Here is a 14,832-nt window from a genome sequence, read left to right on the forward strand (position 1 = left end):
CCTAAGCTACACATCATGGCTGACAGTTCCGATCGAAGGGCCCGGCGGCGGGCGCAGACGCTGGAGGAGATCCTGGACATCGCCCTCGATCTGATGGCCGAGGAGGGCGTGGCCGGGCTGAGCCTGTCGGCCGTGGCCAGGCGGCTCGGCATCCGGCCGCCGTCGCTCTACAAGTACTTCCCGTCCCGGCACGCCGTCTACGACGCGCTGTTCGAGCGCGGCCAGCGGGCCTACCTGGAGGCGGTGCGGCGCGGCGCGGCGGGCCGGGAGCCCGGCCTGGCCGCGATGGCCGCGTCTCTGGAGGCCGGCGCGCGGTGGGTGATGGCCAACCAGGCGCTGGCCCAGTTGATGTTCTGGCGGCCGGTGCCCGGCTTCGAGCCCTCCGCGCGGGCGTACGCGCCGGCCCTGGCGGTCCACGACCACTTCACCGCGCTGACTGCGGCCGCGATCGAGCGCGGCCAGCTGCACCCGGACGCCGCGAGCGAGGAGGGCCAGGCCCTGGGCTCCAGCCTGATCGCCGGTCTGCTGTCGCAGCAGCTCTCCAACGAGCCGGACGCCGCGTTCGAGGAAGGGCGGTTCACCCGCTGGGTGGCCCGCCTGCCCGGGGTGCTCGCGGCGCTATACCCGCCGCGGTGAGCTGCGCCCCCAGCGGGGGCGCCCCGCGCCGGTTGTCGATCTCCAGGTGCGGGACCGCGGGCGGTTCGTCCACCTTGATCCGGTCCAGGTACGCCTCGAACGCCGCCAGCTTGCCCGCGTCCCTGGGCAGCCCCCTGGCCGTCAGCCGCTCGCGCAGCGTCGCGGCGTCGGAGCGCACCCACACCAGCCGCACCGGCGGCCCGCCCAGCTCCGCCACCCAGCGCTCCCAGCGCGCCGCGTCGTGCACCTGGCCGGTGAACGGGCCGTCGAGCATGACGGGACAGCCGTGCTCGCGGATCTGACGGGCCGTCGCGGTCATGCCGGCGTACTCATGGCGTTTGACGTGCTCGTCGTACCACGCGCCCTCGCGCTCGCCGTGCTCCCTGCCGTGGCCGGCCAGCACCTCGGCGACCAGCCCGCCGTACAGCGTGTCCTTGTCGAGCAGGGCGGGCACCGGCGACAGGCGGGCGAGCAGCGCGGCGGCGACCGTGGACTTGCCCGCGCCCGGCGGGCCGCTGACGACCCAGATCATGGGCACCAGTCTGTCAGGGCGGGGGGTCAGCCCATGCCGTCGGTCAGCCAGCGCAGCGGGTTGTCGTGGGTGATCGCGCGGATCGTCTCGGCGGCGACCCCGGCCGCGCGCAGCCTGGGCAGGACCTCGGCCGGCAGGTGCCCGTACCCCGCGCCGCCGTACGCGCGCAGCTGCGCGACCCGGCTGACGCCGCTGCTGAGCAGCAGGCGCGCCGCGTGGCCCTCGCCGATGAGGTCCAGCGCGACGCCCGCCGCCCGCTCGGCGCCCATGCCGGTCGTGCCCAGGCTCACGTACGCGCCGGACTCGGCGATCTTGCGGGCCACGGCCGGGTCGGCGCCGGCGTAGCCGACGGAGACGCGGGAGGGCGGCAGGCCCTCGATCATCAGCAGTTCCAGCATGGCCAGGGCGTCCTGGCCGCAGGTGGCCACCGACAGGCGGGAGCTCAGCGCGGCGCGGGCGGCGGCCATCAGGGCGCGCTCCTCGGCCGGGGTGGGACGCGGGCCCCAGCAGCCGACCTCGCCGATCACGCCGGGGAACACGCCGGTGTCGTCCATGCCGTTGAGGATGTCGGCCATGAGCAGGCCGGTGAGGGTGTCGACGTCGGCGTCGCGGACGTCGGGGAGGTGCCCGGAGAACGGCTCGGCGGACAGGCCCGTGGCGGCGATCACCGGGACGCGGCTGCCGGCGGCGATCCTGGCCAGCGCGCCGGCGTCGCGGCCTGCCCCCAGCGAGGTCAGCTCCACCACCAGGCCGAGCGGGTCGTCGCCGTCGCGGAGCTCGCGGAGCTCCGCGATGACGGACCGCTCCTCGTCCAGCCAGCGGTACGGGTCGGAATCGACGCCCACCGCCCAGCGCGTGTCGGTGCGGAGGTGTTCGTGGGGGAGTACGGCACCGGTGATCGCGGCCACGCGAACGGGGCCGGAGATGGTGCGAAGCATGACCTCGGGCATGCTCTACAGTATTCGAAAATAGCCCGAAATTTCCTGCTTTGTCATAGATTTTTACGTTTGTCGGGTTTGGTGATCTTCCGAGCGTAGTCCACATTTGACCGCTCACGTCGGTGGGTCGACCCGTATCCTGGTGACCATACCGACTGTCCGGGGGGACCGTGCCGACGCAGAGATCCGAGCCGGGGGACGCCGACCTCATGAAGGAAGAGGCCGCGCGCCACTCCAGCATCCCGCGCCGTCGTGGCCTCAAGGGCCGGCTCGACGGCATCCGCGCGACGCGCACCGGCGCGCTCACGCTCAAGATCGTGATCGGCGTGATCGGCGGCCTGTTGGTGGTCGGCGGCCTGATCATGGTGCCGTTTCCCGGCCCCGGCTGGCTCGTCGTGTTCGGCGGGCTGGCGGTGCTGGCCACCGAGTTCCACTGGGCGCACAAGCTGCTGCAGTTCGGCCGGCGCACCCTGCACGCCTGGACCGAGTGGTACAAGCGGCAGGGCTGGACGGTGCGGATCATCGTCCTGATCGTGACCCTGTGCGCCATGGGCGCGATCATCTACGTCGGCCTGCGCACCGTCGGGGTGGACGTCATCGGACTGGCCGAGCAGTTCCTCCTCTACTGGAACGCGGCCGGCTCCTGAGGCGGGCCCCGGAGACACCCGGCCTCAGAGATAGAGGCCGGTGCCGTGGTCGGTCTCCTGTGTGGCCACCGCGTGCAGGTCGCGCTCGCGCATCACGAGGTAGGTCTGCGCGTGCAGCTCCACCTCGAACTGGTCCTCGGGGTTGAGCAGCACCTTGTCGCCGACCCGGACCGAGCGGACGTTCGCGCCGACACCGCAGACCTCGCCCCAGGCGAGGCGGTTGGCCATCTTCACCGTCGCCGGGATGACGATGCCCGAGCCGCTGCGGCGCTCCTCGGTGTCGCGCTCCAGCCGGATCATCACCCGATCGTGCAGCATCTGAATCTCGAACTTCGGCTCTTCCACGCGCCAAGTTTACGTTCTGCCGGGTAAGGATCACTCCCACGCCGGGAACGGGCGGGCGGCGCGCCGGCCAAGAGGAGGGTCAGGGGAGGGTCAGGACGGCGGAAACCGGGTGGTGGTCGGTGCCCTTGAGGCCGTGCACGGCGAAGGAGCGGACGCCGAGGCGGCTGTCCGCCAGTACGTGGTCGATGGCGACGCCGGGGACCGGTCCCCAGCCGCCCTGAGGCCAGGTGGTGCGCAGGCCCTGGCCGGTGACCTCGGCGGCGTCCCGGTAGCCGCTGTCCAGCAGCTCGCGCATGAGCAGGTGGTCGAGCGTGGCGTTGAAGTCGCCGGCCAGGACCCGCGGCGGCCCGCCGGCCCGCGGCAGCGCCTCCAGGCCGCTCCGCCAGCAGGGCTGCGGCCCGTACCGCTTGGGCGGGCACGGGTGCACGGACACCACTTCCACCCGCGCCCCGCCCGGATGCGCCAGGCCCGCGCGGACCTGTCCGAACCGCCCGTGCTCGATCGCCTCGCCGGGGGTCAGAGGGTGCCGCGCGTACAGCGCCGAGCCGCCGGCTCCCGGCCTGGGCCGGGTGACGGCGTGCGGCAGCGTCTCCCGCAGCCCCGCACTCTCCAGCCGCTCCACGGCGGCGGGGGTCACCTCCTGCAGCGCCAGCACGTCGGGCCGGACCCGCGACACCAGGGCCATCAGTTCGCCGGTGTCGGCCAGTCCGACCATCAGGTTGGCCGCCAGCACCCGCAGTGGCGTCCCGCCCGCCCCCGGCCCGCCGTCGGCCAGCGCCCTCGGCGCCACGGCGCAGCTCAGGCCGACGGTGGCGGCCAGCGCCAGCGCGCCCGCGGCCCGGTTCCTCAGCACCGCCGCGAGCACCAGCCCGGCCGCCGCCACGGCCGTCGCGTGCGGCGTCATCGCCACCGCCGGCACCCACGGCCACTCCGGCTCCCATCCCGACAGCCGAAGCGCCGCCCACACCGCCGACAGCCCCGCCACGCCCCACGCCATCACGTTCGCCATCACGTTCGTCACCGCTCTCACACCCTGTATCGGCCGGAGCCGTGGAAAGAGTTCACGGCTGGGCGGGTCGCGACATTTCCGGACATGAGAAAGTGTGCGCATGCGCGACGTGGAAACCAGGGTTCTGGACGCCATCGACGAGTCCGACGCCGTGAACCTGCTGGCCGAGACCGTACGGGTGCCCAGCATCACCGGCACCGACGCCGAGTCGGAGCTGCAGCACCATTTCGCCGGCCTGCTCACCGAGGCCGGCATGGACGTGGACGTGTGGAAGCTCGACCTCGACGACCTGCGCGGGCGCGACGGGTTCCCGGGCACGGAGGCGCCGAGGGCCGAGGGGTACGGGGTCGTCGGGGTGACCGGCGGCGACGGCGTCCCGGCCCTGGCCCTGCAGGGCCACGTGGACGTGGTGCCGGTCGGCGACCTGGCCAAGTGGGAGGGGAGCGACCCGTTCGCCGCCCGCATCAGCGGCGACGTCCTGCACGGCAGGGGCGCCTGCGACATGAAGGCGGGCCTGGTCGCCAACGTGGCCGTGGCGAGGGCCGTCCGGCGGGCCGGGATCAGGCTCACCCGGCCGCTGGCCGTGCACTGCGTGGTCAGCGAGGAGGACGGCGGGCTCGGCGCGTTCGGCACCCTGGCCAGAGGGCACACCGCCGAGGCGGCCGTGATCACCGAGCCGACCGGCGGCAAGGTGATCACCGCCAACGCGGGCGCGCTCACCTTCCGGCTGGAGGTCGCCGGCCGGGCCGCGCACGGCGGCGCCCGCCTGGAGGGGGTCAACGCCATCGAGGTGTTCTGGCCGGTGTTCGAGGCGATCAGGCGGCTGGAGGCCGAGCGGAACCGGGACGTCCCGGCCGTGTTCGCCGGCAACCCGCTGCCGTACCCGATCGAGGTCGGCACCGTCCGGGCCGGGGACTGGGCGAGCACGGTGCCGGACCTGCTGGTCGCCGAGGGCCGGCTGGGCGTCCTGCTGGACGAGGACCCGGCGGCGGCGCGGGCGGCGTTCGAGGAGGCGGTGCGCTCGGCCGCGCACCCGTGGCTGCGGGAGAACCCGCCGGTGGTCACCTGGCCCGGCGGCCAGTTCGCCAGCGGCAGGCTGCCCGCCGGCCACCCGCTGCTCGCCGAGGTCAGGCGGGCGGTCGCCGACACCGGCGGGGCCGCGCTCCAGGAGGCCGCGGCCCCGTACGGGAGCGACCTGCGGCTGTACGCGGGCGGCGGGATCCCGACGCTGCACTACGGCCCCGGCGACGTGCGCTTCGCGCACGCGCCCCGCGAGCAGGTGGCGCTGAAGGAGTTCCTGGACACGATCCGCGCCCTGGCCGTGCTGACCGTGCGCCGCTGCGCGCCCTGAAAGGCCCCGCGGGTCACACGGGGCCGGTCAGGGCGCGGCGGCAGGTCCGGTGACGCGGCCCGCCGGGGCGCGGTCACGCGGGAGAGGCGACCCGGCGGCCCCGGCACTCGGGGACGATCAGCGGGGTGCCCGAGAGCGGGTCCTGGATGATCTCGCAGCGCAGCTCGAAGACCCGCTCGACCAGTTCGGCGGTGACGATCTCGGCCGGCCTGCCCTCGGCCAGGACGCTGCCGTCGCGCATGACGATCAGGTGGGTGGCGTAGCGGCAGGCCTGGTTCAGGTCGTGCAGCACGGCCACCATCGTCCGGCCCGCCTCGTGCAGGTCGGCGCAGAGGTCCAGCACCTCGATCTGGTGGGAGATGTCGAGGAACGTGGTCGGCTCGTCCAGCAGCAGGATGGGGGTCTCCTGGGCCAGCGCCATGGCCAGCCACACCCGTTGCCGCTGGCCGCCCGACAGCTCGTCCACGATCCGGTCGGCCAGGTCGGTCACGTCCGTGGCGCGCATCGCCTCGGTGACGGCCGCCTCGTCGGCCTTCGACCACTGCCGCATCAGCCGCTGGTGCGGGTAGCGGCCGCGCGCCACCAGGTCGGTCACCGTGATGCCGTCGGGCACGATCGAGCTCTGCGGCAGCAGGCCGAGCCGCCGCGCCACCTCCTTCGACGGCAGCGCGGTGATGACGCCGCCGTCGAGGTGCACCGCGCCCTTCTTCGGCTTGAGCATCCTGGCCAGGGCCCGCAGCAGGGTGGACTTGCCGCACGCGTTCGGGCCGATGATCACGGTGAAGGACCGGTCGGGGATGGACACGGACAGCTCACTGGCCACGATCCGCTGGTCGTAGGCGAGGGTGAGGTCGGTTCCTGACAGGCGGGCGGTCATCAGTAGCGGTCCTTTCGCAGCAGGAAGGCCAGGTACGCGCCGCCGACGGCGGCCGTGACCACGCCCACGGGCAGCTGGACGGGCGCCAGCAGGCGCTGGGCGACGAGGTCGGAGGCGGTCAGCAGCACGGCGCCCATGAGCGCCGAGGAGGCGAGGGTGACGCCGGGGGAGCGGGTCAGCCGGCGGGCGAGCTGGGGCGAGGCCAGCGCGACGAACACGACCGGCCCGGCGGCGGCGGTCGCCACCCCGCACAGCAGCACGCCCGCCACGATCGCGGCGGCGCGCACCGCCTCGACCCTGATGCCCATGGACTTGGCGGCGTCGTCGCCCATCTCGATCATGCGCAGCGGCCTTGCCACGGCCGCGCACAGCGGCAGCAGCAGCGCCAGCGCCAGGGCGACCGGGACGGCGTGGTCCCAGCCGCGCCCGCTCAGGCTGCCGGTCAGCCAGGCGGCGGCGGTGGCCGCGTCGTAGATGTTGGCCCGGGTCAGCAGATAGCCGATGGCGGACAGCAGCAGGGCGTTGGCCCCGATGCCGACCAGGACGAGCCGGTAGCCCTGCACCCCCCGCCGGAACGACAGCGCGTAGACCAGCACGGCGGTGATCACGCACCCGGCCAGCGCGCCTCCGGCGATGGCCGCGGCCGAGCCGCCGGCGATCACGGTCAGGATGCCGCCGGTCGAGGCGCCGGCGGTGAAGCCGATGAAGTCAGGGCTGCCGAGCGGGTTCCTGGTGAGGCTCTGGAAGATCGCGCCGCTGAGCCCGAACGCCGCTCCCACCAGGAGGCCGGTGACGACCCGGGGGGCGCGCAGCTCGTTCACGATCAGCTCGGCGACGGGTGTGCCGTCGCCGGTCAGCGCGGCCAGGATGTCCGGCACCGGCACGGTGAACTCGCCTGTCGAGATCGCCGCCACGGCCACCGCGCACGCGATCAGCAGCAGCAGGAGGGTGACGGCGAGCGAGCGCGGCGCCAGCCGGATCGACCAGGGGCCCAGGCGGACGTTCACAGGGCGGCCAGCCTTCTGCGCCTGGCCATCAGGATGAAGATCGGCGCGCCGATGGCCGCGCACATGATGCCGACCTGGACCTCACCCGGCCGGGCGATGAGGCGGCCCACGATGTCCGCGCCGAGCAGCAGCACCGGCGCCACCAGCGCCGAGTACGGCAGCACCCAGCGCATGTCGTGGCCCACGACCGCGCGCACCGCGTGCGGCACCGCCAGCCCGATGAACCACAGCGGCCCGGCCGCCGCCGTCGCCGCCCCGCACAGCAGCGTCACCGCCACCGCCGTCTGCGCCCGGGTCCGGCCGACGGCCACGCCCAGCGCGCGCCCGGCGTCGTCGCCCAGCGAGAGCATGTTGAGCGGTCTGCCCAGGAACAGGCCGAGCACCAGCCCGGCCACCAGGAACGGGGCCAGCCGCAGCACGGTGTCGGCCGTCGGCCCGGCCAGGGAGCCGGTCAGCCAGAACCGCATCCGGTCATAGACCTGGGAGTCGATGCGCAGGATGGCCGACGAGACGGCGGTGAACACCATGCCCACCGCGATGCCTGCCAGCGCGAGCCGTACCGGGCCTCCTCCCGTGCGTCCCGACGCGCCGAGCGCGTACACCACCACCGAGGCCCCCGCCGCGCCGGCGAACGCGAACCACACGTAGACGGCCGGGTCGGTGAGCCCGAACAGCCCGAGTGCGAGGGTGACGCCCAGCGCGGCGCCCTCGTTGATGCCGAGGATGCCGGGGTCGGCCAGCGGGTTGCGGGTCAGGCTCTGCATGAGCGCGCCGGCCAGGCCGAGCGCCGCGCCGACGCCGATGCCGAGCAGGGTGCGCGGCACCCGGAGCTCTCTGATCACGGTGTGGTCGCTGGAGCCGTCGGGGGCGAGGAACGCGTCCAGGGCCGCCGTCAGCGGCATCGCCCGTGCGCCGAGCGCCACGCTGGCCAGCCCCACGAGCAGCAGCAGCCCGAGCGCGACCAGCAGGCCCGCGGCGAGCGCGGCCTGCCTGCCGCGCCGGTGCGGTCCGCTCGTCCCGCGTGCGGGCGCCGTGTGCGGGTCCCCGGCGGCCGGCCCGGCAGCGGGCCCCGTGTGCTCAGCCGGGCGCACCCGACCCCCTCTCCTTACAGTTTGGCTTAGGCAAGGCTAATCTAAAGCCTTGCTACATAGGCAAGCCTAACCTTAGGGAGTGATCATGTCGGGACCGGTCATGCTTCGGCGGGGGTTCCTCGCCGCGACGGCGGGCCTGGCCGCCGCCGTCACGCTCGCCGCCTGCGGCGGCGGGGGCGGCGAGGGCGGCACGGCCTCCTCCGCCGAACCCGCCGGATCGCCGGCGACGGCCGCCCAGACCTGGTCGTTCACCGACGACCGCGGCAAGAAGATCGAGCTCGACAAGACCCCCACCAGGATCGTCGCCCAGGTCGGCGCCGCCGCCGCGCTGTGGGACTTCGGCGTGCGCCCGATCGGCGTCTTCGGCCCGCACAAGCTCAAGGACGGCAGCAAGGACCCGCAGGTCGGCAACGTCGACATCACCAAGGTCACCGGCCTGGGCAACGTGTGGGACGAGTTCAACGTCGAGCAGTACATCAGCCTGCAGCCCGAGCTGCTCGTCAGCAGCATGTACGAGAACGGCACCCTCTGGTACGTGCCGGAGAAGTCCAAGGACACCATCGAGCAGGTCGCCCCCACGGCCGGCGTCATGCTCACCGGCAAGACCGCCACGGAGGTGATCGGCAAGTACGAGGAGCTGGCCACCTCGCTCGGCGCCGACCTGGCGGGCGTGCCCGAGGCCAAGGCCCGCATGGAGGCCGCCACCAAGGAGCTGGCCGCGTTCAAGGACCTCAAGATCCTCATGATGTCCGGCGGCGCCGACCAGATGTGGGTGGTCAACCCGCCCGAGTACGCCGACCTGCGCCACCTCGTCGACAACGGCCTCGACATCGTCGTGCCGGAGAAGGTGGACGAGGGCGGCTTCTTCCAGACCCTCAGCTGGGAGAACGCCGACACCTACGACGCCGACGTGATCCTGTACGACACCCGCACGCAGGCGCTCAAGCCCGAGGAGATGATGAAGAAGCCGACCTTCGCCGAACTCCCCGCGGTCAAGGCCGGCCAGCTCTACCCGTGGCGGGCCGAGGCGCCCTTCAGCTACCAGGGCTACGCCGACTTCCTGGAGGAGCTCGTGGCCAACCTGAAGAAGGCTAGTAAGCTCCCCTGACCTCGACGATCTCGGCGAGGGGGAACTCCAGGTAGTCGCCCGCCTCCTCGCACCACGCGTCGAGCGCGCCGCCGCGCAGCTCGCCGTGGCTGATGGTGGCGGTCAGGCCGCCCGTCAGCGTGATGCCCGCGCGTACGCCCCGGTCGACCACGAAGCCCAGCAGCGACTGCTGGGCGGTCGGCAGGCGGGTGGCCATCCGGCCGATCACCGCCCAGGTGCGGCCGTTGCGCTCGCCCGCCTGGCGGCTCTCGGCGATCAGGCGCCGCGCGTGCTCGTGCGGGTCGGGCGCCGGCTCGGCGATCAGCGGCCCTTCGGGCGGCTGGACGTCGGACAGCTCGGCCACCTGCCCGCCCGGCAGCAGGATCAGCCTGCCGTGGCGGGGCTCCTCGGCGCGGGTGCGGCGGATGGCGATCTCGCCGGTGTCGGCGACCGGCACGGGCGCGTACCCCGCCTCGCGCAGCACGGCGAGCGTGCGCTCGGCGTCGGCGGAGGCGATCAGCACGGTCGGCGCGAGCAGCCGCAGCCCGAGCCGCGACAGCCGCCGGTGGGCGGCGATCTCGGCCAGCAGCGCGGGGTCGGAGGCCTGCACGACGCAGCCGACCGTGGTCACCGTCACCTCGCCGTGCCGGCGGGCCACGTCGCGCACGAGGTACTCCAGCGGCTGCGGCACCGCGCCCACCCCGGCCAGCTCCTCCAGCAGCTCGTCGGCGTCGTAGCCGCGGTCGAGCGCGCGGCGCACGCTCTCGGTGGTGAACCGCCACACCGAGGCCGCGCCCCGCGACTCGCGCTCGGCTACCCGGTCGAGCAGCTCGGCCAGCTCCGCCGAGGGCGGCCCGGTCACCACCGCGGTCAGGTCGGGCCCGAACAGTGCGCTCCTGCGCACGCTGGCGAGCGCCCGGATGGACGCCTCCACCAACGCGGGATCGCGCTCGACCAGCGGGGCCGCGTCGTCGCTCTCGCCGCCCGCCTTGGCCGCCAGCGCGGCCAGCGCCCGGCCCAGGTCGGTGAGCGCGTCGTTGACCACCAGGCCGAGCAGCCGCGACTCGTCGATCACCGCGGACGCGCACCGGTCGAGCAGGTCGCGGTCGAGCAGCGGCGCGTGCCAGTGGACGTTGTCCACCAGGCTGTCGAGGCCGGCGAAGGCCGTGGCGGACGGCAGCCGCAGCAGCGCGGGCAGCACCGCGTGGCGGATGCGGGCCATCGCCGCGCCGCTCTGGTCGTCGCCCAGGACCGTGCCGTAGCGTCCGTCGATCTTGCGCAGGGACGAGCGCTCCATGCGCCACCACGCCGACAGCAGCACCCGCAGCCGCGCGGCGCCCTCGTCCAGCCGCCAGCGGTCGAACCGCTCGGTGGGCACCAGGCCGCCGGACTCCTCGTCCCAGGCCAGCAGCCGCGCCACCGCGCAGATCTCCAGCAGCAGCCGGGTCTCGTCCTCGTCGCAGCCGGTCTCCTTGGCGATCCTGCGCACCTCGCGCACGCCCACGCCGCCGGTCTTGAGCAGCGGCAGCGGCGTTTTGGACGTGTTGTCGAGCAGGGCCGCGCAGCGCTCCACCACGTGCGGCGCGGCCAGCGTCATCAGGTGGTCGACCTCTTCGGGGTCGACCGGGATCGTGGCGACCTCGGGGGCGCGCGGCGTGAACGGCGGGTGGTAGCCGGGGCCGCGCCGGGACAGCGCCACCTCGCGCGGCATCTCGGCGACGTTCCAGCTGGGCCGGTAGAGCAGGCCGTGGTCGGCCGCCCACCGCTCGGGCGTGCCGGGGGTGACGAACCGGCCGCCGTCGACCTCGCGTACGGGGCCGTCCCAGGCGAACGCGTCGAGCAGCTCGGTGGTGCCGTCCGGGGCGTGGCGCAGCAGCGCCGCCAGGTGGTCGCCGTCGGACAGCGCCTCGCCGACCCGCAGGATCATGCGGCGCTTGCTGGCGTGGGGCGGCAGGCCCAGGCTGCGGGCCAGGGCGCGCAGCGTGTCGCCGCTGGTCGTCCAGGAGTTGAGGTAGTGGTCGAGCGGCTCGCCCAGGCCGAGTGGCGCGCTCCAGTAGCGGGCCACGGCCTCGGCCAGGTGGATCTCACCGTCGGCCGTGGGGCAGGCCAGCGCGTGGTCGTAGAGGTGGTCGAGCCACCGGTCGACCTCGGCGCGCGGCGCGGCGAGGAAGCCGGTCAGCCGCCCGGCGGTCGGCCGGTTCAGGACGAGGCAGGCTTCGGCGAGCTGCAGACAGGGGAGCGGGAGGGCGCGCAGCGCCGCCATCACCGCGAAGCCGTTGCTCAGCCGCTGGGCCAGCGTGTCGAGCCGCCGCGGCCAGGGGGCGGCGAGGGCGTCAGGCCGGTGCGTCAGGACGCGGGCGAGCCTGTCTTCGTCGAGGGTCCGTAGCCAGCCGAGCAGGTGATCGTCCATCGGTCAGCACTCTCATGGGGTCGTGCGTGGAACTCACCGTGAGCCATGACCATCCACGGTAGTGCAGATCACTCTCGGTCAGGAGAGGACCGCCCACACGATCTTCCCGTGGGGCGAGAGCGCGGACCAGCCCCAGCGAAGGCTCAGTGAGTCGACGATGTGGAGACCCAGGCCGCCGGTATCCAGAGGGCCAGAGTATCTCAGGGCGGGCACCGAGGCCCCGGGATCGGCGAACGCGCTGGTGACGAGGTTGCCGCGGCGGACGAGTGACATGTGCACGGGACCGCCCCGGCACGGGTCGTCGGCGCGCACGCCGTGCCGCAGGGCGTTGGTGGCCAGCTCGGAGACCACCAGTTCCATGTTCTCCGCCAGCTCGGCCAGGCCCCACGCGGCCAGCACGCCGGTGGCGTAGCTGCGCGCGCAGTGGATGGACGAGGCGGTGGCGGGGAGCACGAACGTGGCGCTCGCGGAGGGGCCGGGCTCGAGGAGATCGCGCGCCGCCTCCGGCCACCAGCCGACGGGGGGCCACCAGTCGAACGTGGTCCACTGGCCGACTGCGGTGGGGGATTGCACGGTGATCATTGTGCGGCAAACTCTCGTGCACTTGCAAGAGCGAATGCACGTGCAGACACCTTGTGCAAGCGCTACGGTTTGCCTTCAAAGGGTCAATCAGTCGGAAAGGGGATCTTGTCCGCGGCCCATGATCTTTCGGCCGTGAAGTGACAGACTGTGTGACAAGGAAACGACCAAGGAGCACCACGTGTCCATTGATCCGCCCGGTTCAGCTTCGACCGTTCGGCGCATCATGCTCGGTGCGAGCCTGCGGCGCCTGCGCGAGAAGTGCGGGCTCACGCGCGACCAGGCCGGATTCCACATCCGGGCCTCCGAGTCCAAGATCAGCAGAATGGAACTCGGGCGCGTCGGCTTCAAGACACGTGATGTGGAGGACCTGCTCACGCTGTACGGCGTCGTCGACAACGCCGAACGCCGTGCCCTTCTGGAGATGGTCCGAGAGGCCAACACCCCCGGCTGGTGGCAGAACTACTCGCAGGAGCTGCCGGGCTGGTTCACCACCTATGTGGGGCTGGAGGAGGCCGCGAGCATGATCCGCACCTATGAGGTGCAGTTCGTGCCGGGCCTGCTGCAGACGGCCGCATACGCGCGATCGGTGATCCAGCTCGGCAACCCCGACATGTCCGCCGGACGGATAGAACGCCGCGTGCATCTGCGCATGCAGCGTCAGGAGCGCTTCACCAAGAACGACGGCCCGCGGCTGTGGGCGGTCATCGACGAGGCGACGCTCAAGCGGACCATCGGCGGGCGCAAGGTCATGGCCGAGCAGCTCCGGCATCTGCTGGAAGTCGCCGCCCTGCCGAACATCACCCTTCAGGTGATGCCCTTCAGATACGGCATGCACGCTGCCGAAGGGGGCGCGTTCAGCATCCTGCGGTTTCCCGAGTCCGACCTGTCGGACGTCGTCTACGTCGAACAGCTCTGGGGTGCCCTGTACCTGGACAAACGCGAGGACATCGACCCGTACCTCACGGCCATGGAGCAGCTGTGCGTGGAGAGCACCACGCCGGGGGGCACCGTCGAGCTCATCGGCGGCCTTCTCAGAAAGATGTAGATGAATCAGACCTATAACGGCATGCCTGCCGGCGACCTGTCCGGTGTGGCGTGGCGCAAGAGCCGCTACAGCAACTCGCAGGGCAACTGCGTGGAACTCGCGAAGCTCCCCGACGGCGGGGTGGCGGTGCGCAATTCCCGCTTCCCCGACGGCCCCGCGCTGATCTACACCCGTGACGAGATCCGGGCGCTGGTGCTCGGGGTGAAGGACGGGGAATTCGACGGCCTGCTCGTGTAACACGCTGTTAACCTCCGGCGGCCCCGCTTAACCGGGGCGCGCCGGAGGCGTAACGGGCGAGCCGACTCCCCGGGGGACGATCGGATCATGCTCGACCAGATGACGCTGTACCCGATCGCCGATGACGTGCTGTTCGCACCCGGCGGCAAGGTCGTGGTCCGCACCTACGGTGTGGCGCCCGCGACCTCCACAGGCTCGGTGTCGTACCGGACCTGGGTGACGGGACTGAGGGACCAGCCGCGCTACTGGCACTGGGGGCACTTCGAGGACGCCGCCCAGGGCCACCGCAGCGTGCTGGAGTGGCTGACCGGCCGCGGGCCGCAGCCCGCGCAGGCTCTCTCCTGAGCGGGCCGCCGAGGTGTCACCCTCTCAGGAGCCGGTGACGGGGGCGTTCCACGTCCTGATCACCGGTTCGCCGTGCTCGAACGCCAGTCGCGAGTAGGTGCCCGTGTCGAGCCCGAACAGCCGCCCGTCCGCCGGCGGCAGGCGCAGCCAGCGGGCGGTGAGCACGCGCAGCAGGTGACCGTGCGCGACCAGCGCCACCCGTCCTTCCGCCCGCACGCACCGCTCGATCACCCGATCGGCGCGGGCGCCCACCTCCGCCGCGCTCTCCCCGGGCGTGCCGCCCGGGATCACGCCGTCGCGCCACAGGTACCAGCCCGGCCGGTCCTTCCTGATGTCGGGAGTGGTCACGCCCTCATAGCCGCCGTAGTCCCACTCCCACAGATCGGGGTCCACCTCGTACGAGGCCAGCCCGGCCAGGTCGGCGGTGCGGGTGGCGCGCAGCGCCGGCGAGACCAGGACGAGGGCGAACGGGCTCCGCCCGAGCACCGGGGCGAGGGCCCTGGCCTGCTCCTCGCCGCGCGGGGTCAGCCGCAGGTCGGTCCGGCCGGTGTGCCTGCCCGTCCGGCTCCACTCTGTCTCACCGTGGCGGAGCAACACCATCTCGTCCATGCGTCCATCATCCGGCACGCCCCGGCGGCTCAGCCACGGGGCCGCGGATGATCGCGCCCGGTCCCCGTTTGAGTAGGGTCTCGA

The 14,832-nt window shown here is 73.1% G+C and carries 17 protein-coding genes; 7 read left to right on the forward strand and 10 right to left on the reverse strand.

The window, feature by feature from the left end:
- Positions 1-15 precede the first annotated feature (15 nt).
- Complete coding sequence (locus ACQEUU_RS15365; protein WP_433066027.1) at positions 16-636, forward strand: TetR/AcrR family transcriptional regulator; 621 nt, start codon at positions 16-18, stop codon at positions 634-636.
- On the opposite strand, the gene ACQEUU_RS15370 is transcribed toward ACQEUU_RS15365, so the two are convergent.
- Both ACQEUU_RS15370 and ACQEUU_RS15375 read right to left on the reverse strand, forming a co-directional pair.
- Positions 578-1,168: an AAA family ATPase gene (locus ACQEUU_RS15370; protein WP_433066030.1), complete on the reverse strand. Its 591-nt coding sequence runs from the start codon at positions 1,166-1,168 to the stop codon at positions 578-580. The genes ACQEUU_RS15365 and ACQEUU_RS15370 overlap by 59 nt on opposite strands.
- A 26-nt stretch (positions 1,169-1,194) precedes the next feature.
- Entirely contained in the window at positions 1,195-2,118 is a 924-nt protein-coding gene (locus tag ACQEUU_RS15375) for an aryldialkylphosphatase (protein ID WP_433066033.1), read from the reverse strand.
- Positions 2,119-2,276: 158 nt separating this feature from the next.
- Here ACQEUU_RS15375 and ACQEUU_RS15380 point away from each other — a divergent pair, with 158 nt between their 5' ends.
- Positions 2,277-2,753, forward strand: a complete 477-nt coding sequence (locus ACQEUU_RS15380; RefSeq protein ID WP_433066036.1) for a TIGR02611 family protein — start codon at positions 2,277-2,279, stop codon at positions 2,751-2,753.
- Positions 2,754-2,777: 24 nt separating this feature from the next.
- Here the strand turns inward: ACQEUU_RS15380 and ACQEUU_RS15385 are convergent, their stop codons facing one another.
- Entirely contained in the window at positions 2,778-3,098 is a 321-nt protein-coding gene (locus ACQEUU_RS15385) for a GroES family chaperonin (RefSeq protein WP_148032935.1), read from the reverse strand.
- Positions 3,099-3,177: 79 nt separating this feature from the next.
- Positions 3,178-4,119, reverse strand: coding sequence for an endonuclease/exonuclease/phosphatase family protein (locus ACQEUU_RS15390; protein ID WP_433066040.1), 942 nt, complete (start codon positions 4,117-4,119; stop codon positions 3,178-3,180).
- 88 nt (positions 4,120-4,207) lie between these two features.
- Here ACQEUU_RS15390 and ACQEUU_RS15395 point away from each other — a divergent pair, with 88 nt between their 5' ends.
- Positions 4,208-5,458 carry an ArgE/DapE family deacylase gene (locus ACQEUU_RS15395; RefSeq protein WP_433066043.1) on the forward strand — a complete coding sequence of 417 codons (1,251 nt, stop codon included), beginning with the start codon at positions 4,208-4,210 and terminating at the stop codon, positions 5,456-5,458.
- A 73-nt stretch (positions 5,459-5,531) separates the two neighbouring features.
- On the opposite strand, the gene ACQEUU_RS15400 is transcribed toward ACQEUU_RS15395, so the two are convergent.
- Genes ACQEUU_RS15400 through ACQEUU_RS15410 form a run of 3 tightly spaced genes read right to left on the reverse strand, consistent with a single transcriptional unit; the run spans position 5,532 to position 8,433 of the window.
- Entirely contained in the window at positions 5,532-6,335 is an 804-nt protein-coding gene (locus ACQEUU_RS15400; protein ID WP_433066046.1) for an ABC transporter ATP-binding protein, read from the reverse strand.
- Complete coding sequence (locus tag ACQEUU_RS15405) at positions 6,335-7,342, reverse strand: FecCD family ABC transporter permease (RefSeq protein ID WP_433066048.1); 1,008 nt, start codon at positions 7,340-7,342, stop codon at positions 6,335-6,337. The genes ACQEUU_RS15400 and ACQEUU_RS15405 overlap by 1 nt, the downstream gene beginning before the upstream one ends.
- Positions 7,339-8,433 carry a FecCD family ABC transporter permease gene (locus tag ACQEUU_RS15410; protein ID WP_433066051.1) on the reverse strand — a complete coding sequence of 365 codons (1,095 nt, stop codon included), beginning with the start codon at positions 8,431-8,433 and terminating at the stop codon, positions 7,339-7,341. The genes ACQEUU_RS15405 and ACQEUU_RS15410 overlap by 4 nt, the downstream gene beginning before the upstream one ends.
- Before the next feature lie 85 nt (positions 8,434-8,518).
- Here ACQEUU_RS15410 and ACQEUU_RS15415 point away from each other — a divergent pair, with 85 nt between their 5' ends.
- On the forward strand, positions 8,519-9,541 hold the full coding sequence (locus ACQEUU_RS15415) for an ABC transporter substrate-binding protein (RefSeq protein WP_433066053.1): 1,023 nt from the start codon (positions 8,519-8,521) through the stop codon (positions 9,539-9,541).
- On the opposite strand, the gene ACQEUU_RS15420 is transcribed toward ACQEUU_RS15415, so the two are convergent.
- Together ACQEUU_RS15420 and ACQEUU_RS15425 are read right to left on the reverse strand one after the other, a co-directional pair.
- Positions 9,525-11,930, reverse strand: a complete 2,406-nt coding sequence (locus ACQEUU_RS15420) for a helicase-associated domain-containing protein (protein WP_433066056.1) — start codon at positions 11,928-11,930, stop codon at positions 9,525-9,527. The two genes, ACQEUU_RS15415 and ACQEUU_RS15420, sit on opposite strands and share 17 nt — an antisense overlap.
- A gap of 78 nt (positions 11,931-12,008) precedes the next feature.
- Positions 12,009-12,512 carry an ATP-binding protein gene (locus tag ACQEUU_RS15425; RefSeq protein ID WP_433066059.1) on the reverse strand — a complete coding sequence of 168 codons (504 nt, stop codon included), beginning with the start codon at positions 12,510-12,512 and terminating at the stop codon, positions 12,009-12,011.
- Between the two features lie 223 nt (positions 12,513-12,735).
- On the opposite strand from ACQEUU_RS15425, the gene ACQEUU_RS15430 reads away from it, so the two are divergent.
- The 3 genes from ACQEUU_RS15430 (at position 12,736) to ACQEUU_RS15440 (ending at position 14,139) form a co-directional block, all read left to right on the forward strand.
- Positions 12,736-13,557, forward strand: coding sequence for a helix-turn-helix domain-containing protein (locus ACQEUU_RS15430; RefSeq protein ID WP_433071845.1), 822 nt, complete (start codon positions 12,736-12,738; stop codon positions 13,555-13,557).
- Complete coding sequence (locus ACQEUU_RS15435) at positions 13,558-13,794, forward strand: DUF397 domain-containing protein (RefSeq protein ID WP_270158331.1); 237 nt, start codon at positions 13,558-13,560, stop codon at positions 13,792-13,794.
- Between the two features lie 87 nt (positions 13,795-13,881).
- Complete coding sequence (locus ACQEUU_RS15440) at positions 13,882-14,139, forward strand: hypothetical protein (protein WP_270158332.1); 258 nt, start codon at positions 13,882-13,884, stop codon at positions 14,137-14,139.
- A 24-nt stretch (positions 14,140-14,163) separates the two neighbouring features.
- On the opposite strand, the gene ACQEUU_RS15445 is transcribed toward ACQEUU_RS15440, so the two are convergent.
- A complete protein-coding gene (locus ACQEUU_RS15445; RefSeq protein ID WP_433066062.1) occupies positions 14,164-14,748 on the reverse strand; it encodes a histidine phosphatase family protein in 585 nt (194 codons plus the stop codon).
- Positions 14,749-14,832: the final 84 nt, after the last annotated feature.

The organism is Nonomuraea sp. CA-218870 (assembly GCF_050936535.1).
Classification (GTDB): Bacteria; Actinomycetota; Actinomycetes; order Streptosporangiales; family Streptosporangiaceae; genus Nonomuraea; species Nonomuraea corallina.